The organism is Asticcacaulis sp. AC460 (assembly GCF_000495795.1).
Classification (GTDB): Bacteria; Pseudomonadota; Alphaproteobacteria; order Caulobacterales; family Caulobacteraceae; genus Asticcacaulis.
This window is the reverse complement of sequence record NZ_AWGD01000036.1, coordinates 80,577-99,629: the sequence shown is the minus strand read 5'-3', so window position 1 is coordinate 99,629 and position 19,053 is coordinate 80,577. Positions and strand designations below refer to the sequence as shown.

Genomic DNA, 19,053 nt, shown 5'->3' with positions numbered 1-19,053 from the left:
GGAAAGACATTATGAAGTTTCAACGCAAGGTCCTGATGATGACAGGCGCGGCCACTCTGGCCCTGGCCCTGTCCGCAGGCATCACCACCACGGCCTTCGCCCAGGATGCGGCGGCCACCGACGACTCGCCCGTCGTCGTCACCGGCATCCGCAAGTCGCTGCAAAGCGCCCTGCGCCAGAAGAAGAACTCGGACGGCGTGACGGAAGTCATCACCGCCGAAGACATCGGCAAGTTCCCGGACAAGAACGTCGCCGACTCGCTGGCCCGCGCCACCGGCGTCAACGTCGTCACCGGTTCGGCCAATGCCGGCGGTTTCGGTGAAAACGAGCGCATCTCGATCCGCGGCACCGACCCGACCCTGAACCTGACCCTGATGGACGGCCACAACATCGCCACCGGCGACTGGTTCGTCCTTGACCAGACCAATGGCGGCCGTTCCTTCAACTACACCATGCTGCCGTCGGAAGTCGTGGGCACGGTCGAGATCATCAAGGCCTCGCGCGCTGACCTGCCCGAAGGCGGCATCGGCGGTACGGTCGACGTCCATGTGCGCAAGCCGCTGGACCTGCCGGCCGGCACCTTCGCCGTTTCGGCCCAGGGCATGTACGCCACGCTGGCCGACGAATGGTCGCCGAACGTGTCGGGCATGTACAGCTGGAAGAGCGAAAACCGCGACTTCGGCTTCCTGGTCGGCGCCTATTATGAAAAGCGTCAGTTCCGCCGCGATGGCCAGGAAATCCTGGGCTATACGCCGCAGGCCAACTTCGCCGGCACGGGCCAGACCCTGCTGGTGCCGTCGCTGATCGGTTCGGCCTACTTCACCCAGGAACGTGTCCGCCAGGGCGTCAACTTTATGACGCAATGGAAGGGTGAAAACCTCGACATCGCCTTCTCGGGCCTGGTCACGCATCTGGGCGCCGACAACGAAAACCACAACTTCATGCTGTGGGGCTCGCGTCTGGCCGGTCAGACGCCGAACAGCTACACGGCTTCCAACGGCTATGTCACCTCGGCCACCTGGGACGCGGCCGACGCCACGGCCGCCGGCGGCTCGATCGTCCAGGACGACATCTTCCGCAAGGCCCACTCCAGCACCTACGTGCTGAACCTGGACGTCGACTACGACTTCACCGAAAACTTCTCGATGAAGGCCCAGGTCGGCTTCACCTCGGGCGAAGGCGTCACCGACGACACCGCCGCGTGGGAAACCTACTGGGACAACGTCGGCGCCAGCTATACCCTGGGCAACCCGGTTACCCAGGTCAGCTTCCCGGGCCTGGGCAGCGACCCGTCGGCCGCGACCTACCTGAACAACAAGTTCAGCTGGTCGTGGGGCGGCACGATTTCGTCGCCGGACAAGGAAGCCTATGCCAAGTTCGACTTCCGCTATGACTTCAACAGCGGCTTCTTCAAGTCGGTCCTGTTCGGCACCCGCTACACCGACCACTCGCGCGACCTGGACTACCTGGCCTATGCCTGGAGCGGCAACGGCGCCAACAGCGGCACCAGCAATGTCGACCTCGGCACGGTGTTCAAAGGCGGCGTGACTCCGTCCGACTTCGGCGACGGCGTCGGCGCCATCCCCGGCTACTCCTATGCCGATGGTGCCGCGGTCTATGACTATCTCGACACGCACAACGGCGGCCGTACCTTCGCCTTCTATCCGCCGCTGTCGTTCGGTGTGAAGGAAAAGACCACCGCCTATTACGTGATGGGTAAGCTGGGTGGCGACAACTGGCGTTCGAACGTCGGCCTGCGCGCCGTCAAGACCCAGACCTCGTCGACGCAATGGTCGGCCAATGCGCCGGTCAAGACCGTCACCAACGTCTTCGGTTCGTGGGGCTCGGAAACCACCGAGAAGGAATACTGGGACTATCTGCCCAGCGCCGACTTCACCTATGACCTGGGCAACGACGTGCTGATCCGCGCCGGCGCCGCCAAGGTCATGACCCGTCCGGGCTACGCCCAGCTGGCCGGCGCCTTCTCGCTGGTCGACTCGAACTTCACCGGCACGGCGGGCGGTAACCCGAACCTGGAACCCTATCGCGCCTGGCAGTACAACCTGACGGCCGAATGGTACTATCAACCTCAGGCCCTGCTGTCGTTCGGTGTCTTCAACCTCGACATCGACAACTACATCACAACCGAGTCGTTCACGCAGTTCTTCCGCACGATCCAGACCCCGAACGGTGCCAACTTCACCATGTCGGGTCCGGCCAACGGCGGCAAGGCGACGGCCAAGGGCTTCGAGTTCAATGCCCAGCAGCCCTTCGGTGATACCGGCTTCGGCGTCATCTTCAACTACACCTATGTCGACGCCAAGTACGACAACGGCAAGCCGTTGGATGGCAACTCGAAGACGACCTACAACCTGACGGGTTACTACGAGAACGACAAGATCAGCACGCGTCTGGCCTATAATTTCCGCTCGAAGTTCAACTCGGGCAGCGATCGCGGCACGACCATGTGGCAGGACGACTACGGCACGCTCGATGGTTCGTTCAGCTACAACCTGACAGACAATGTCGCCCTGACGGTCGATGCGCAGAACCTGCTGCATGAGAAGCTGTACTACTTCGTCGGCGATCCCAGCATCCCGCGTGCCTACTACGACAACGGCCAGTCGTTCTACGTCGGCGCCCGCCTGAAGTATTAAAAATCTGTTGGAAACTCCGTCATGCTGGCCTGCAAAGTTCTGTTTTCTGCGCTTCCGGTGCTCACGTACTTGAGTACGCTCCGCTCCGGTTCTCGAAACCAGCACTTTTCGGCTCAGCCTGACGGCTTTCCAAGCAGATTTTAAAGCGTTACCCGGGCCGAAGGTGTGGCATCTCCGGCCTGGAGTTTTCTGGTCCGCCGTCGTTTTCCCAATGCGGTGCTGACCGGTTGTCGGGATTTTCGATCCTGTGTTTGCCGCCCCCTTGGCGGACGCGATCCCGGCACGATACGACCGGCCATTCCTCACCACCGCATATCCTCCTGCGGCGTGATCAGAAACGAGCGAGCAAGTCCGGCGTCACACCGGGCTTGCTCTTGTTTTTTGAGAAGTCCAGACTGGACCAAAGCGGAATGACTTGTTCTTTCTTCTCCCGCTCCGTTTACGGGGAGGGGGGACCGCGAAGCGGTGGGAGGGGCGTTACTGCCAGTGGAATATCCCCTTCCGTCTCATGGCTACGCCATGATCCACCTCCCCCGTAAACAGGGGAGGAGAAGATTTTCAGGCTCGTTCAGATATGAGAGCAGGCGGAACATGAAGCTGACAATCCTTGCGATGGCCCTTTCTGCCTTCGCCCTCATCACGCCTGCTATGGCCATGCCGGCTCTGACGCCGGTGCCGGCGCAGATGACGCAAGGCGAGGGGAGCTTTGCCCTGACAGCAAAGACCCGAATCTATGTGCCGGCCGGTGATGCCGATGCCCGCAACGCCGCCGTCTATCTGCGCGACCAACTGAAGGCGCGCAAACTGACCCTCGAGATCGTGACCGGTGCAGCGCCCGCGGGGGAAGCGGCCATATCCTTTGTCCGCGGTTCTTCGTCGGGCGAGGCCTATCGGCTCGACGTCACCCCCGGTTCCATCATCATTGCGGCGGGGTCTCGCGAAGGCCTGTTCTACGGCGCCGTCACCCTGTGGCAACTGGCGACTCAGGATGCGACCACAGGCGCCGTCGATTTGCCCATGGTCGCTATCGTCGACGCGCCGCGGTTTCAGTGGCGCGGTCTGATGCTGGATTCGGTGCGTCACTTCCAGTCGCCGGATCAGATCAGGAAGATCATCGACACCATGGCGATCCACAAGCTGAACATCCTGCAATGGCATCTGACCGACGACCAGGGCTGGCGGCTGGAAATCAAGGCCTATCCGAAGCTGACGCAGAAAACGGCCTATCGTCAGGAGGCCGGTGCGGCGGGTTGGAAGAACGGTAAGCCGCTGTGGTATGGCGGCTATTATACCCAGGACCAGGTCCGCGACATCGTCGCCTATGCCGCCGCGCGCAACATCACCGTGGTGCCGGAAATCGACGTCCCGGGACATGCCACCGCGATCATCCAGGCCTATCCCGAGTTCGGCACCGAAGGCACGCGGCCGAAGCAGGGCATGTCCGATTGGGGCGTCTATCCCAACCTGCTCAATACCGAAGACCGTACGTTTGTGTTCCTGGACACGGTGTTCAACGAGGTCATGGACCTGTTCCCCAGCCCCTATATCCATGTCGGCGGCGATGAGGCGATCAAGCCGCAGTGGCAGGCTTCACCTGCCATCCAGGCAAAGATCAAGGCACTGGGCCTCAAAGACGAACACGAGCTGCAATCCTGGTTTATCCAGAGAGTCGGCAAGAGCTTGACGAAACGTGGCCGGCGGCTGATCGGCTGGGACGAGATTCTGGAAGGTGGCATAGCGCCTGATGCCACCGTTATGAGCTGGCGCGGCGTCGACGGTGCGGTGACGGCGGCCAAGTCGGGTCATGACACGGTGCTGTCGCCGGCGCCGATGCTGTATTTCGACCATCGTCAGAGTCCGTTCAGCGACGAGCCGCCCGGCCGCGGCAAGCCGACGACCTTGAGGACGGTCTACGACTTCAACCCGGCTCTGGACGCGATGACCGAGGTCGAACGCAAGCATGTCCTTGGCCTGCAGGCTAATCTGTGGACCGAGCATATACGCACCGATGAGCGCGTCGAGATCATGGTCTTTCCGCGCTTGACGGCCGTGGCTGAGGTCGGCTGGAGCCCGGCGGCATCGCGCGACTGGAACGACTTTACCCGCCGCCTGCCGTCGAGCCTGCATCGGCTCGATGCGGTCGGGATGCGCTACAACACCGTGCCGTTCGAGCCGCATATGACCCTGTCGCCAGCCGGCGATAAGATCACCGTGGCGCTGAAGAACGGCCTCGATCTGGGCGAAATCCGGGTGAATGGCGGGGTGTATACTGCGCCGGTGACGGTGGCTGAGGGTACGATGTTGACGGCGCAGACCTTCCTGAACGGCCACCCCCTGGGCCGCGAACGCAAACTGTCGGTGACGCGGGCAGCCTTGGAAACGCGCACCAGCTACGACCTGGACATCTGCGAAGGCAAGCTGAACCTGGCGCTGGAAGACGACGGCGGCGAACGCGCGGTGATGCTGATGGACATCCTGAAGCCGTGCTGGATCTGGCGCGGGGCGGATACCTCGAAGGGGTTCAAAATCACCGCGAAAGTCGCGAACTATCCGTTCAACTTCCAGCTTGGCAACCGGCCTGGGCAGATAATACCGTTCGACACGCCGCAAACCAAGGACGGCGAACTGCTGGTCCGTGTCGGCGATTGTACGAGCGATCCGGTCGCGCGTTTACCCTTGGCGAAGGCGGCCAGGTCGACCGGCGTGACGGTTCTGACGGGTGACCTGCCGGTGGTAGCGGGGACGAACGATCTCTGTTTTACCTTCGCGCAAAACGCACCGCCACCCGAATGGGCCTTGCAGGAGGTGCGCCTGACACCGGCGTCGCAATAACCGCCTGCTCAGGCGTTTTGGATGAGGAACCAAAGCGCCAAAGCCAGGCCGCCCAGAATGACTACCGCCGCCACAACACGGCCCGCCATGTCCTTTTTCGGTGCCTCAAGTTCCGGCTCGACCAGACGCGGCTGAACCCGAACCGGCTCCACGGTCGTTTCGGCCCGGACCTGGACCTCCGTGCGGCCCATGCGCTCGCCATACAGGGCGCCGTCGAACTCGGCTGTTACGGCGCGAGCGCCTTCGAAGACCGCCTTGCCGCCGAACCAGGCCGCCCGGAAATCCGCCAGCCCCAAACCGTTGCGGCTCAAATCGACGCCATCGCGAAAATAGGCCCAATTGGCCCGCAACCACAGAAAACCTTCGGCGTCCGGCACCTCGGCCTCGGCCTCGAACAGACCGTCCAGCACGGCGCCTGTCAGCAGGCAGGGCTTGGCTTCGCTCCCCATGGCCAGGCGTGTCCGCAGACTGCTGTGCAGATCGGCCCAGTCGGCCGCGGTCCAATGCGATTTCGGTGACGGCGTACCGTCCTCGAAGACGAACGGACAATGAAACCGCGTCCACTGACGCGCGGTGCCTGGTTCGGCGATCAGCCGCCCGGCCTCATTGCGCCAATAGTCCTGAAGGGTCGCATCACTGTGGCCCTCGCGGCGCGCCAGGCCCTCCCACGACAGGTCAAACCGCCGCCAGGCGTTCCACCATGCCGCTTCCTGCGTCTGCTTGTCGATACCGGCCCCGTCCATCCGAAAAAAGCTAACACGGGTATGGCGCCTTTCGCTAATGCGAAATCACGGAACTGTCATCAAAGCCACAGGACCGTGGCTTTCAGGCGACTCCGTAGCCCAATTCCTCGATCATCGGCAGGATTTTGTCGAAATACGGCTCGAAATGGCGGCGATAGTTCTTCCACCGCCCGACCGAGCGGTTGTTGAGTGGCTGTGACACCTGGGCATAGGACGGGGTCGGGGCATGGCGCGGGTTTTCGTGGAACTTCAGACAGGCCGGATCGTACTCCAGCCCGCAGTGGCCCAGCACCCGCCGGGTCTGGCCGTCCTGGTCGGCGACGAAGTCCTCGTATTTCAGCTCCATCACCGACTGGTCCAACACAGTCTTGTAATGCTGGTTCAGCGCATGGGTGGCCATCATGTGCGACAGGATGCTGTCGATGGCATAGCCGGCATTTTCGCCGTGGGTCAGGTTGTGCGACAGGATCGACACGGCGACATCCAGCGGGTGGCGGACCAGGCGGACGATCGGCGCCGCCGGAAACGCCATCTGGATCAGCGGCAGATAGACGTCGTTCAGCGGCATCTTGTCGGTAAACCGCGATCGGCCCTTCGGCATGATGCCATAGGTTTCGGCGCGGCCGAGATAGTAGTCGCGCAAGGCGCCCGGCACGTGGTGGTAATCGGCACCGCTCAGAAAGGCCAGCTTTTCCGGGAAGTTACGATCGCCCGGCAGCAGGGTACGCACCAGGGCCTGCCACTCGGTCACAAACGGCAGTTCGCCGCCGGCGCCTGCCTGGGGGTGACTGGCCAGCATCTGCTCCAGCATGGTGGTGCCCGACCGCGGAAAGCCCAGGATGAAGATCGGCTGGGCGACGTCGCCGCGCACCCGCGCCTTGGGCATACGGCGGACGGTGTCGCGGGTGAAGAAGCCGGCCAGGGCGGCGTAACGCTCAGCGACCTTGTCGGCGGGATAGCGGACGCCACGGTCGCGCGCCAGGCCGGCCTTGGCCTCGACAAAGCCCTGCCAGGCCTCGTCATAACGGCCCAGCTTATCGAGCAGGTGCGCCCGTTCCAATTTCGCCGGCGCTGCCAGGGTGTGGCTGCGGTCCAGCAGGTCCAGGCCTTCCTGGGCGCGGCCGGTGTTGCGGAGATAGACCGAGCGGAGCACGGTGAAGTCTTCGCCGGTTTTCCGCCCGGAGGCTTCGGCGCGGTCCAGCCAGGCGAAGGCGCCGTTCATGTCACGCTTCGCTTCCAGCAAACGCGAAATGTGGGCCATGATCATCGAATTGTCGGGCGACTGGCGATGGACGCGCATCAGCAGGTCCTCGGCCTCTTCGATCTGGCCTTGGTTGTACAGGGTCAGGCCCAGATTGAGCAGGGCCTGAGGGTGCGGCCCGGCCAGTTCAATGACCTTGCGATTGTGGTATTCGGCGGCGGGCAGGTCATCCTTTTCCGCCAGGATGACCCCCAGTTGCAGGTGCGCCTGGGCGTCATCGGGGCGGGCGGCGACGGCTTCGCGCGCCGCCGTTTCCGCCTCGGCCGCGCGGCCCTGTTCGCGCAGCAGCAGGGGCAGGTCGTTGAGCGCCCAGTCGCAGGCCGGGTCGGCGGCGATCGCCTGGCGCATGGCGGCTTCGGCGCCGGCCATGTCGCCACGGCCTTGCAGGATGACCGCTTTCAATTCCAGCGCCTGGGTGTCCATGGGCGAGTCGTTCAGGCGCATTTCGCACAGGCTCATGGCGCCCGGAAGATCGCCGGCCTTGAAGGCCTGGCGGCCATTGACGACCAGCGGGTGAGGGGAAGCGGCCACGGCGATATCCTTATGTTCCGTGGCCGCGACTTTTTAGCGTTTTGCCTTGTACGTCAAGCCGAACAGCGGCCGCAGCGGCGGTATCCGTCGGACGATTTCGTAGCTGAGCCAGCAGCCGCCAAAGGTGATGATCACGAGGGCTGTCGCCTCGATAGCGACCGGCCAATGCAGCCGGTTGAGTTCATAGGCGGCGACCACGGTGATGGTCTGGTGGACGATGTAGAAGGGGAAGATGGCCTCGGTCAAAGTCCGGCGGATCGGGCCGTCTTTGTCGGCCAGGTGGCGGCGGGCAAACCCCAGCAAGGCCAGCATCAGGAACACGGCCTGAAGGCTTTCGATAAGGGTTCCGAGCGGCCAGGCAATCTCCAGCGGTATCGGCAGTTTGCCGGCAAAATAGAGGTAGCGCAGCCAGGCAATGACGCCATAGCTGATCAGGCCGGTGGCCAGGCTGATCCAGCGCAGTTTCTGCGCCATGTCGAACAGGCGGTCGAACTTGGCCGCCATGACGCCCAGGATGAAAAAGCCCAGGGACATTGTATGCACAGCCCAGTCGCCGACAAAGGCATGGGTTTCTTCAAAGCGCGGCTCGAGATAGCCGTTGACGAACCAGTACAGCGCAACCGGGACGGCGATATAGACCCAGCCGGGCAGGGACTTGGCCCACGACATCGGGATGCGTTTCAGCAACGGCCAGACAAGGGCGAAGATCAGGCTGTAGGCCAGCAGATAGGCGACGTACCACAGGTGGTTCCAGGTCGGCACGGTCAGGCAGCCTTCGTGATCGCACCATTCGCCGTAGCCGGTCAGGTACTTGCCCCAGAATTCGAGATAGCTGCCGGCATAGTGCAGATCGGTTTTGATCTCATAGAAGCTCTGTGGCGCCACGATGACGGCCATGCCGAAGACCAGCGGCCAGAACAGGCGGTTGAAGCGCGACCCGGCCAGCTTCCAAGTGGGCAACTTGTCGGCAAGGAAGCGCGTGGCGACGCCCGAAATAAAGAACAGCAGTTCCAGCCGCCACGGATTGACCACCAGCATCAAGGGCTCGATGGCGGACGAAGCATGGTCGCTTTTGACGTGCCAACCCCAGGTCACGTAAAACATGCCGATATGGTAAAAAATTAATAACCCGAAGGCTATGATCCGCAACCAGTCGAGATCGTAGCGCCGCGCCGCCGTTTCCATTTTGCTCTCCATGAGTACTGGCGCCATAGCTGCCACAGCGTTATCCTGGGGCAAGGATCGCGACACGGGCGGCAGCAGGCATGGGACGAGCGGTGACCAGCGGCGGTAATTCAGGGACGAACGGCGGACAATCCGGGACAGCCGGTTGGATACCCTGGCGGCTCTATCTGGCGGTCATGGCGCTGTTGTGGATGCACACCATCGTCAACATCTCGTCCGAACTGATCGAAAACCCGCCCGGTGACCGTGATTTCCCGGTATGGGCGCCCTTCACCTGGGAGATCAGCAGCGCCATCGCGATCATGATTATTTTGCCGGTGATCTGGATCGGGTACCGGCGCTATCACTGGCGCCGGCTGAGCCTGATGAAGTTTGCCGTCTTTCATGCGGTTGGGCTGGTGATGTTTTCGCTGAACCACGTCGCGATCATGGTCGGCGTGCGCAAGGTGGTCTATGCCGCCATGGGTTCGGCCTACGATTTCAGTCATGGCAATCTGCTGCTGCAACTGATCTATGAAGGTCGCAAGGATGGCCTGGCCTATCTGCTTTTCCTGGCGTTTTTCTGGGCCTATGACCGCGTCACCGAACTCAAGCCCCAGGCCGAAGGCGATGGCCGCATCGAGGTGACGACCGATGGCCGGACGTTTTACCTTGCGCCCGAGGAGATTATCTATGCCGAGGCGGCGGGCAACTATGTCGAGCTGCACCTGGCGGCCAAACCGCTGCTGATCCGTGGTACCTTGAGCGAGTTCGAAAAGCGCCTGACCGGCTTTGCGCGCATCCACCGTTCGCGTTTGCTGAACCCGGTGCATATGAAAAGCTATGTCGCGACATCGTCGGGCGACCTGCGCATTACGTTAAGCGACGGCCGCGAAATCGTCGCCAGCCGTCGCTATCGGGATGCTTTGTTGAACAAGGAGATCTCATCATGACGCCTGAGTTCAAAGCCAGGAAATGGTTGGAGAAGAAGGCCAAGAAAGGCGCACGCTCATATCCCATTGGAACGATTGCCTTCTATGGTCCGGACAATACCCGTGCTAGCAAGGTAAGCGTCAGTATCATGGCTGAGCCGGACAGCGAGCCGGAGGATATGCGCCGCTGGTTCTCGGACACTGGCGACGTCCGCAAGGACAGTTCCGTCATCGTCGAGATTGTCGATTTTCTTCATGAAAACGACGTGCATTCCGTCGCCATGGTCGATCGCCTGATTGGGTGTCCACATGAGGAAGGTATCGATTATCCTGAAGGCGAAGAATGTCCAAGCTGCACTTATTGGGCTGGACGCGATCGATGGACAGGTAAACTTCTGAAATAGGACCTAAACAAACGATGGCGGACGGTTCGCCAAATCCCGGCCAAAGTCCTGGTTCGGTTCCGCGCCCATCACAAACCGTAACTCGCCGCCGCTCATCACGTCGGCATGGCTGATCCACGACCGCGTGTAAGCTTCGCCGTTACGGGTGATGCTTTGGATGTAAGGCCCACTGTCGACGCCTTCGGCCACGATGCGCAGCACATTCTCACCGACCTGAACCTCCGCCACCGGGAACAGCGGCGCCCCAAACACATAAGTCCCGCTGACCGGATCGACCGGGTAGAAGCCCAGAGCCGACATGATGTACCAGGCGCTCATCTGGCCGCAGTCCTCATTGCCCGACATGCCGTCCGGCCCGTCGCGGTACTGCTCGCGCAGGATTTTCCGTACCATCGCCTGGGTCTTCCACGGCGTGCCGGCATAGGCATAGAGATAGGCGATGTGGTGCGACGGTTCGTTGCCGTGGATATACTGGCCGATCATGCCGTCCATGTCGGGCGGCGCGCCTGGCAAAAGTTCCGACGACGCTGCAAACAGCGAATCCAGACGCGCTTCGAACGCCGCATCGCCGCCGAAGAGGGCAATGGCGCCGTAAACATCGTGTTGGACGCCGAAGGTCGCCTGCCAGGCATTGCTCTCGCAATAGTCCCACCACCGCGGATTATGGCCCATGGCGCGCGGATCAAACGGCTCGGCCCAGCGCCCGGTCTTCAGACGCGGCCGCATGAACTGGGTCTTGGCATCAAACACATTGCGGTAATTGCCCGACCGCTGCCGCAGCGTCTGCGCTTCCGTCCTCGCCCCGGCAAACTTCGCGATGTGGGCCATGGCCCAGTCGTCGAGACTGTACTCGATGGTCTTGCTGACCGACTGGTTCTGGACGTCGGCCGGGATAAAGCCCTTGGCCCGATAACTGTCCAGGCCGAACTCATTCCGCTGAAAAGCCAGCGTGCTGTACAGCGACCAGGCCTTGGCGGCGTCGATGCCCGGCAAGCCCTTGTTCAGCGCCTCGGCGATGACCACAGCCGAATGCCAGCCGATCATGCAGTAGGTCTCGACACCCTGCAGCGGCCAGATGCACGGTCCGGCGGGGCTCTGGAGGCCCTGGTCGATCAGGTTGCGCGTAAAGGCGGCGGCGCGGTCGGGGGCCAGGATGGTCATCAGCGGATGCCAGGTGCGATAGGTGTCCCACAGGCTGTACGTGCTGTAATTGACCTCACCGGGCGCAAGGTTGCGCAACTGCCCGTCCATGCCGCGATAACGGCCGTCGCGATCGCTGAACAGGGTCGGTGCCATATGGGCGTGGTACAGGGCGGTGGTGAAGATGCGGCGATCGGCTTCGTTCCCGGTTTCGATGCGGATCGGCGACAGGGCTTCGGCCCATAACGCTCGCGCAGCGCCGCGGACGGCTTCGAAATCCCAGTGGGGCAGGTCGAGATCGAGATTGTTCAGGGCGCCCGGAATATCGACCGCCGACACCCCGACCTTCATTATCAGCGGTTCGCTCAGCACGCCGAAATCCAAAACCGCCTTCAGTTTGCGGCCGGTCAGGGCGGCGATGTCGTCGACCGGTTGGTCGTTCTCGAAATACTGGATGCTCTCAAACGGCTGCGACAGCCGCAGCGCAAAGTGAATATGCCGGCCATTGGCCCACTGCAGCACGCGCCGCGATCCTGCGATGACGGTGGGGCTGTTGGCCTGGAGTTGCGCCGAGGCGATCAGGGTTTGGGAGCGGTCGCGGTCGCGATAACCGTGCGTCCAGTCCAGCAGAATGCGCGCCCTTTGGCCGGCCGGGAAGGTGTAGCGATGCAGTCCGGCGCGTGCTGTGGCGGTCAGTTCGGCGCGGATGCCGCTGTCGGGCAGGATCAGGCTGTAATAGCCGGGCGTCGCCACCTCGTGTTCGTGGCTCATCCGGGTACGATAGCTGCCTTCGGGATTGCTCAGGGTGCCGGGTGAAAGCTTCGTCTCTCCCAGGAATGGCACGACCAGCAGATCCATCATGTCGCTGGCGCCGGTGCCCGACAGGTGGGTGTGCGAGAACCCCAGCAGGGTCTCGTCGTCGTAATAATAGCCCGAACAGGCTTCCCATCGTGCATTGTCGGTATCGGGCGAGAGCTGGATCATGCCGAAGGGGACGGTGGCGCCGGGGAAGACGTGACCGTGGCCGCCGGTGCCGATCATCGGATCGACGAACAGGGTGGGATCGGCCTGGCCCAGCGGATCGGCGCGAACGGGCAGGGCCATGGCCACACCCGTGGCTGCCGCCGATACTAACAAACGCCTACGCGAAATCACGCCCGATACCCCGACTGCCTTTTGCCATCAAAGACTATCAAGCATCGTGCCAAGCCACACCGCAACAAAAAAACGGCAGGCTCCGGGGTGATTGGAGACTGCCGCAAGATGGTCTTGGTATGACGTATTAGAAGGCGATTCCCGCATTTGGGGAAGCGGAATCTGAACCTTCTACCCTGAGGTGTCCTGACACCGTTGACTTCGGCTGCGCCAGCGTCTATTTCCGCTCCCATGATCACCGTCCGCACCCTTGCCTGCGTCTATTATGCGCCGCTTCCATAGCGCGGTGCGGTTCGATCATGACTGAACGAAACGAAGCCGCCGCCCAGGCGGCTTTCGTTTTTTGAAAAGACGGTCCTCCTGGCGGCTAATGCCCAAAGGACCTCTTATGGATACCCTCTCAAACCTGACCCGACGCGGTTTCATCCACCAATGCACCCAGACCGAGGGCCTGGACCAGGCTTTCCGCGCCGGAACCGTGCCGGTCTATGCCGGCTTCGACGCCACGGCCGACAGCCTGCATATCGGCCACTTGTTGCCGATCATGTTCCTGCGCCGGCTGCAACGCGCCGGACATAAGCCGATCGTGCTGATCGGCGGCGGCACCACTCGCATTGGCGACCCAAGCTTCCGGTCGGAAAGCCGGCCGATGCTGACCGACGAGCAGATCGCCGCCAACATCACCGGTATCCGCCGGGTATTCGACCGGTTCCTGACGTTCGGTGACGGCGCGACCGACGCGATCCTGGTCAACAATGCCGACTGGCTGGACCGGCTGGGCTATATCGACATGCTGCGTGAGGTCGGGCCGCATTTTTCGGTCAATCGCATGCTGTCCTTCGACAGCGTCAAGTCGCGCCTCGACCGCCAGGAAAGCCTGAGCTTCCTGGAATTCAACTACATGATCCTGCAGGCCTACGACTTCCTGGAACTGCACCGTCGCTACGGCTGCCGGCTGCAACTGGGCGGTGCCGACCAGTGGGGCAATATCGTCAGTGGCATCGACCTGGTGCGGCGCATGGACGGCGAGGAGGTGTTTGGCGTGACGGCGCCGCTGCTGACCACGGCGTCGGGCGCCAAGATGGGCAAGACGGCGGCCGGGGCGGTGTGGCTGAACGCCGACCGTTTGTCGCCCTACGACTACTGGCAGTTCTGGCGCAATACCGAGGACCGCGATGTCGGCCGGTTCCTGTGCCTGTTCACCGATCTGGACGAGTCGGAAATCGTTCGCCTGGAAAGTCTTGAAGGTTCGGATATCAACGCCGCCAAAACGGTCCTGGCCGACGAAGCGACGCGCTTAGCCCATGGCGAAGATGCCCGCTTGCAGGCCGCCGAAACTGCAGCCGGGGCATTCGGCAGCGGCGAGTCACTCGATGGTCTGCCGGTGATCGAGGTGCCCGGAAGTGTTTCGGTGGTAGACCTTCTGGTTCAGGCCAAATTGGTGTCCAGCAAGTCGGAAGCCCGCCGCCTGATCCTGAACCGCGGTGCCCGCATCAACGACGAGGTGGTCGAAGACGATGGGAGGCTGATCGACATCAGCGACGAATTGAAACTCTCCGCCGGTCGCAAGAAGCACGTCCTGGTGCGACCAGGATGAGACGACTTATCCTCCCTCGGCCTCGCCGGCAGGCAAGGCGGGGGAGGATAATTCTAGGCCGGCTTCTTTGCATAGATCTGGTCGAATACGCCGCCCGCGCTCAAGGAGCGAAGCGTTAGCGCGCTAAAAATAACGGCGGCGCTTCTCGACTACTTCTTCGTGTAGATCTGGTCGAAGACGCCGCCGTATTCGAACTGCTCTTTCTGAACCTTCGTCCAGCCGCCGAAATCGGCGATCGAGGCAAGCTTGGTTTGCGGGAAGCGATCGGCGTATTTCGCCGCCACCGTCGTGCTGATCGGACGGTAGTAGTTCTGGGCGATGATCTCCTGCGAAGCCTCTTCGTAGAGATACTTCAGATATTCGTTCGCCAGTTCCAGCGTCCCGTTCTTTTCGGCGACCTTGTCGACGACGGCGACTGGCGGCTCGGCCAGGACCGAAATCGACGGCACCACGATCTCGAACTCGCCCTTGCCCAGCTTTTCGACCGACAGGTGGGCTTCGTTTTCCCAGGCCAGCAGCACGTCACCGACGCCGCGTTCCACAAAGGTCACGGTCGAGCCGCGCGCGCCGGTATCCAGTACCGGCACATTGGCGAACAGCGCCTTCAGGTAATCGACGGCCGCCTTGTCGCCGCCGGCCTGCTGGCCGTAGGCATAGGCCGCCAGGTAGTTCCAGCGCGCTCCGCCCGAGGTCTTGGGGTTGGGGGTGATGACGCCGACGCCCGGCTTGATGAGGTCGCCCCAGTCCTTCAGCCCCTTCGGATTGCCCTTCTTGACCAGGAAGACGATGGTCGAGGTATAGGGCGAGGAATTGTGCGGCAGGCGGCCTTGCCAGTCCTTGGGCAGGAAGCCGGTCTTTTCGGCGATCGAGTCGATATCGGCCGCCAGGGCCAGCGTCACCACATCGGCGTTGACGCCGTCAATGACCGAACGCGCCTGGGCACCGGAACCGCCGTGCGACTGGCTGACCGTGACGTCCGCGTTGCCCTTGCCTTTCCAGTAGGCGGCGAAAGCGGCATTGTACTGTTCGTACAGCTCGCGCGTCGGGTCGTACGAGACGTTGAGCAGCTTGGTCGCGGTAGACTTGGCCGCGGGCTTGGAACAGGCCGCCAGGGTCAGGGAGGAGGCGGCAAGACCGCCTGCAAAAAGTTCACGCCGGTTCATAAGGTTGTCCTCTCGTAGTGGCGAAGCACCCGCCGCGGAAAGTGGCGGCGAAGGGGCAAAAGTGCAAGTTGAAATTTAAGACGCGGGTTTGGTGGTGATCTGGTCGAAAACGCCGCCATATTCGAAGTGCCTGGTCTGGACAGCGTCCCAGCCGCCAAAGTCGGCTATGGTGACGGTGGGAATCCGCGGGAAGCGGTCGGCGTTTTGCGCCGCCACCTGCGGATCGCTGGGGCGATAGTGGTTGCGGGCGATGATGTCCTGGGCCTGCGGGCTGTAGAGGTGCTCCAGATAGGCCTTGGCCACCTTGGCCGTACCCTTCTTGTCGGCGACCTTGTCGACCACGGCCACCGGCGGTTCGGCCAGGATGGACAGGGACGGCAGGACGATTTCGTACTGGCCTTGCCCAAGCTTCTCGATTGACAGCCAGGCTTCGTTTTCCCAGGCCAGCAACACGTCGCCGACCTGACGCTCGACAAAGGTCACGGTCGAACCGCGGGCGCCGGAATCGAGCACCGGCACGTTGTTGAACAAGGCCTTGAGATAGTCGTGCGCCTTCGCTTCATCGCCGCCATAGTGTTTCAGTGCCCAGCCCAGGGCGGCCAGATAGTTCCAGCGGGCGCCGCCGCCGGTTTTGGGGTTGGGCGTGATGACCTGGACGCCGGGTTTGATCAGATCGCCCCAGTCCTTGATGGCCTTCGGATTACCCTTCCTCACCAGGAAGACGATGGTCGAGGTGTAGGGCGAGGCATTGTTCGGCAGGCGCTTTTGCCAATCGGTCGCGATCAGGCCGGTCTTGCGCGCGATGCTGTCGATGTCATGCGAGAGCGCCAGGGTAACGACATCGGCCTGGACGCCGTCGATAACCGAGCGGGCCTGGGCGCCCGATCCGCCATGCGACTGGCGAATCGTGACGTCCTGGCCCGTGGTGTCTTTCCAGAAGCGCGCGAACAGTTCGTTATACTGGGCGTACAGTTCGCGCGTCGGGTCGTAGGAAACGTTCAGCAGCTCCACCGCCCCCGTAGCGGGTTTCGGCGCACACCCGGACCCCGTGAGGGCCAGGGTGGCGCCGAACAGGCTGCCGGTCAGAAGCTGCCGACGATCCATAGATTAGAACTTCCGGCGGACAGTGACGCCGAAGGTGCGCGGATCGCCCGGCTGGCCGAAGATGGCGCCCGAATTACCCTGCTGGATGGTCAGGATGGTCAGGTATTCTTCGTCAAAGGCGTTCTTCACCCACAGGAAGGCTTCGGTGCCGCCCGAGGCGCGGTAGCCCAGGCGCAGGTTGGTGACGGTCGATCCTTCGATCACGGCATACTTCGACACCGAGGCGTCGGAGTTCCATTCGGAACGGAACGAGGTGTCGGCGGACAGGTAGGCCTGGCCGGTCAGTTGGCCGATGTTTTGATCCCAGCCATAGTCGAAGCCGAACGAACCGGCCCACTTCGACACGCCCGGCAACTCCTTGCCACTGAGGTCGACGACCGAGTTACCCGATGCCTGCAATTCCAGCGGCGCCGGGCCGTTCTTGAACGAAGCATACTTGCCGTCAGTATAGCTGAGGGTACCGAAGATGGTCAGGTTGTCGAGCGGACGGACGCGGGCGTCGATTTCGGCGCCGCGGACTTCGACCTTTTCGACATTGGCCAGGTAGCCGCGAAGCGAACCCAGGCCGGAGTCGATGACGTTGGCCTGATAGTCCTCGATGTCCGAGGAATAGGCGGCGAGGTTAAACGTACCGCGCTTGCCCCAGAACTGCGACTTCAGGCCGATTTCAGTGCTGGTAACCTCTTCCGGACGCAGCACGGCGCTGGCCAGGATGGGGTTGCCGGCCGAGTCGGTCGGGATGCCTGCGGCGTTGATACCGCCCGACTTGTAGCCTTTCGACGTGCTGGCATAGATGCGCAGATCCGGATTGATCTCGTAGGACACGCTCAGCAGGCCCGACGGGCTGCTGTCGGACAGGTCGGCATAGTACGAATAGGTCCGCGAAATGCCGTTCTTGGCCGAGATCAGGGCCGCGTTGGTGGTCGCCAGGCCGCCGGAAGCGACCTGTTGATAAACCTGGCTCTTGTCTTCGGAGGTGTAGCGCAGGCCGGCCGTGACATCCAGTTTCTCGGTGGCGTGCCAGGTGAGCTGGCCGAAGGCAGCGTAAGAGTCGGTACGCGACACGGCGTGGATCGATTGGGTGTAGCCGTCCAGCAGGTTTTCCGGCACCGGGGTGCTGCCGGTGGTTTCACCGATCAGCCAGCGTGCGGCATGGATGCCCCACTGTTCGGTGCCGTTGGTTTCGACGCGTTGCGTAAAGGCGTACAGGCCGACGACCCAGTCGATATTCTTTTCGCCGTTGGAGGCGAGACGGAATTCCTGGCTCAGCTGACGCTGTTCCGACGGGTTGGACGAGCGGGTGCGGATCGACAGCGCGGTGTAGTCGCGGTCGTTCTGCGGCCACCAGTTCCACAGGCGATAGGACGAGATCGAGGTGAAGGTCGCCCAGCCCAGGTCCCAGTTGACATTGGCGGCGACGCCCTTGACGCGCTGCTTGGCCTGGATTTCGCCGTTGACGTCCACCTTGAAGTCGTACGGATTGGTCGAGGCCGGGGTGTAGCCGTAATAGGCGGCCAGGTAGGGATACTGGCGGTTGGCGTTGCGCAGGGTCTGGCCGTAACGCACGAACGCCTGGGTGTTGGCTTCCGGATCCGACAGAGCGTAGTCGGCCGACAGCTTGATCTTCAGCGTGTCGGTCGGGGTGAACAGAAGCTGGCCGCGGACGACATGGCTGTTCAGGTCGTTCTGCTTGGTGTGGGTGGTGACGTTCTCGTAGAGGCCGTCGCGGCGGGTGGCGCCGAAGGCGACGCGGCCGGCCAGCTTGCCATCGACCAGCGGGCCCGACAGGACGCCCTTGACCTGGACGAAGTTCTCGCTGCCGATCGTGCCTTCCAGGCTGCCTTCCGGCGTGAAGGTGGGTTCGCGGGTGACGATGCTGAGCGCGCCGGCCGTGGTGTTCTTGCCGAACAGAGTGCCTTGCGGGCCGCGCAGGATTTCGATGCGGTCGATATCGACCAGGTCGACCAGGGCCGAACCCGGACGGGCAAAGAAGACTTCGTCGACATAGATGCCGACGCCCTGCTCCAGGCCGTCATTGGTCAGGCCGATGGTCGAACCCAGGCCGCGGATCGTAGTGGCGGTGTTGCGCGGGTTGCTGGTGATCAGCTGGATGGACGGCTGGTAACGCTGAAGCTGATCGACGTTGCTGATGCCGAAGCGGTTCAGTTGTTCACCGCCGACAACGGCGATGGACACGGGAACGTCCTGGACGTTTTCGGAACGGCGGCGGGCATTGACGACAACGGTGTCGCCGGTTTCGACGACCTGACCGCCACCAGCGGCAAGGGCGGGGAGAGCGGGCAGGGCAAAGGCAAGGGCCGTCGTGGCCAGGAGCAGGTTTCTCATGGAAGGTCTCTTTGTGTGGGTGCT

Annotated in this window: 12 protein-coding genes; 5 read left to right on the top strand and 7 right to left on the bottom strand. The window is 62.5% G+C overall.

Annotated features, from left to right (window positions below):
* Positions 1–11: 11 nt before the first annotated feature.
* Together ABAC460_RS43600 and ABAC460_RS43595 are read left to right on the top strand one after the other, a co-directional pair.
* Positions 12–2,657, top strand: a complete 2,646-nt coding sequence (locus tag ABAC460_RS43600) for a TonB-dependent receptor (RefSeq protein WP_023455150.1) — start codon at positions 12–14, stop codon at positions 2,655–2,657.
* A gap of 591 nt (positions 2,658–3,248) precedes the next feature.
* Positions 3,249–5,489, top strand: coding sequence for a beta-N-acetylhexosaminidase (locus tag ABAC460_RS43595; protein ID WP_023455149.1), 2,241 nt, complete (start codon positions 3,249–3,251; stop codon positions 5,487–5,489).
* Between the two features lie 8 nt (positions 5,490–5,497).
* Here ABAC460_RS43595 and ABAC460_RS43590 read toward each other — a convergent pair whose 3' ends face one another.
* The 3 genes from ABAC460_RS43590 to ABAC460_RS43580 form a co-directional block, all read right to left on the bottom strand.
* The gene (locus tag ABAC460_RS43590; RefSeq protein WP_023455148.1) at positions 5,498–6,232 is read right to left on the bottom strand and encodes a hypothetical protein; all 735 of its coding nucleotides are present in this window, start codon (positions 6,230–6,232) and stop codon (positions 5,498–5,500) included.
* Between the two features lie 82 nt (positions 6,233–6,314).
* On the bottom strand, positions 6,315–8,024 hold the full coding sequence (locus tag ABAC460_RS43585) for a tetratricopeptide repeat-containing sulfotransferase family protein (protein ID WP_023455147.1): 1,710 nt from the start codon (positions 8,022–8,024) through the stop codon (positions 6,315–6,317).
* Between the two features lie 33 nt (positions 8,025–8,057).
* On the bottom strand, positions 8,058–9,209 hold the full coding sequence (locus ABAC460_RS43580) for an acyltransferase family protein (protein ID WP_023455146.1): 1,152 nt from the start codon (positions 9,207–9,209) through the stop codon (positions 8,058–8,060).
* Positions 9,210–9,289: 80 nt separating this feature from the next.
* Here ABAC460_RS43580 and ABAC460_RS43575 point away from each other — a divergent pair, with 80 nt between their 5' ends.
* Both ABAC460_RS43575 and ABAC460_RS43570 read left to right on the top strand, forming a co-directional pair.
* Complete coding sequence (locus tag ABAC460_RS43575) at positions 9,290–10,141, top strand: LytTR family DNA-binding domain-containing protein (protein ID WP_081716657.1); 852 nt, start codon at positions 9,290–9,292, stop codon at positions 10,139–10,141.
* Positions 10,138–10,524 carry a hypothetical protein gene (locus tag ABAC460_RS43570; protein ID WP_023455144.1) on the top strand — a complete coding sequence of 129 codons (387 nt, stop codon included), beginning with the start codon at positions 10,138–10,140 and terminating at the stop codon, positions 10,522–10,524. The genes ABAC460_RS43575 and ABAC460_RS43570 overlap by 4 nt, the downstream gene beginning before the upstream one ends.
* A 3-nt stretch (positions 10,525–10,527) precedes the next feature.
* Here ABAC460_RS43570 and ABAC460_RS43565 read toward each other — a convergent pair whose 3' ends face one another.
* On the bottom strand, positions 10,528–12,768 hold the full coding sequence (locus ABAC460_RS43565) for a GH92 family glycosyl hydrolase (RefSeq protein ID WP_023455143.1): 2,241 nt from the start codon (positions 12,766–12,768) through the stop codon (positions 10,528–10,530).
* A 439-nt stretch (positions 12,769–13,207) separates the two neighbouring features.
* On the opposite strand from ABAC460_RS43565, the gene tyrS reads away from it, so the two are divergent.
* Positions 13,208–14,416 (top strand): tyrosine--tRNA ligase, encoded by a 1,209-nt coding sequence (gene tyrS, locus ABAC460_RS43560; protein ID WP_023455142.1) that lies wholly within the window; start codon positions 13,208–13,210, stop codon positions 14,414–14,416.
* A 149-nt stretch (positions 14,417–14,565) separates the two neighbouring features.
* Here the strand turns inward: tyrS and ABAC460_RS43555 are convergent, their stop codons facing one another.
* The 3 genes from ABAC460_RS43555 to ABAC460_RS43545 all read right to left on the bottom strand — a co-directional run bounded on the left by ABAC460_RS43555 (position 14,566) and on the right by ABAC460_RS43545 (position 19,029).
* Positions 14,566–15,579 carry a sulfate ABC transporter substrate-binding protein gene (locus ABAC460_RS43555; protein ID WP_023455141.1) on the bottom strand — a complete coding sequence of 338 codons (1,014 nt, stop codon included), beginning with the start codon at positions 15,577–15,579 and terminating at the stop codon, positions 14,566–14,568.
* Positions 15,580–15,654: 75 nt separating this feature from the next.
* Entirely contained in the window at positions 15,655–16,683 is a 1,029-nt protein-coding gene (locus tag ABAC460_RS43550; RefSeq protein ID WP_023455140.1) for a sulfate ABC transporter substrate-binding protein, read from the bottom strand.
* A gap of 3 nt (positions 16,684–16,686) precedes the next feature.
* A complete protein-coding gene (locus ABAC460_RS43545) occupies positions 16,687–19,029 on the bottom strand; it encodes a TonB-dependent receptor (protein WP_023455139.1) in 2,343 nt (780 codons plus the stop codon).
* Positions 19,030–19,053 lie beyond the last annotated feature (24 nt).

Bases quoted from the DNA above. Each gene is read 5' to 3' on its own strand.
- ABAC460_RS43600 (WP_023455150.1), top strand. From the start codon at position 12: ATGAAGTTTCAACGCAAGGTCCTGATGATGACAGGCGCGGCCACTCTG.
- ABAC460_RS43595 (WP_023455149.1), top strand. From the start codon at position 3,249: ATGAAGCTGACAATCCTTGCGATGGCCCTTTCTGCCTTCGCCCTCATC.
- ABAC460_RS43590 (WP_023455148.1), bottom strand. From the start codon at position 6,232: ATGGACGGGGCCGGTATCGACAAGCAGACGCAGGAAGCGGCATGGTGG.
- ABAC460_RS43580 (WP_023455146.1), bottom strand. From the start codon at position 9,209: ATGGAAACGGCGGCGCGGCGCTACGATCTCGACTGGTTGCGGATCATA.
- ABAC460_RS43575 (WP_081716657.1), top strand. From the start codon at position 9,290: ATGGGACGAGCGGTGACCAGCGGCGGTAATTCAGGGACGAACGGCGGA.
- ABAC460_RS43570 (WP_023455144.1), top strand. From the start codon at position 10,138: ATGACGCCTGAGTTCAAAGCCAGGAAATGGTTGGAGAAGAAGGCCAAG.
- ABAC460_RS43565 (WP_023455143.1), bottom strand. From the start codon at position 12,768: ATGGCCCTGCCCGTTCGCGCCGATCCGCTGGGCCAGGCCGATCCCACC.
- tyrS (WP_023455142.1), top strand. From the start codon at position 13,208: ATGGATACCCTCTCAAACCTGACCCGACGCGGTTTCATCCACCAATGC.
- ABAC460_RS43555 (WP_023455141.1), bottom strand. From the start codon at position 15,579: ATGAACCGGCGTGAACTTTTTGCAGGCGGTCTTGCCGCCTCCTCCCTG.
- ABAC460_RS43550 (WP_023455140.1), bottom strand. From the start codon at position 16,683: ATGGATCGTCGGCAGCTTCTGACCGGCAGCCTGTTCGGCGCCACCCTG.
- ABAC460_RS43545 (WP_023455139.1), bottom strand. From the start codon at position 19,029: ATGAGAAACCTGCTCCTGGCCACGACGGCCCTTGCCTTTGCCCTGCCC.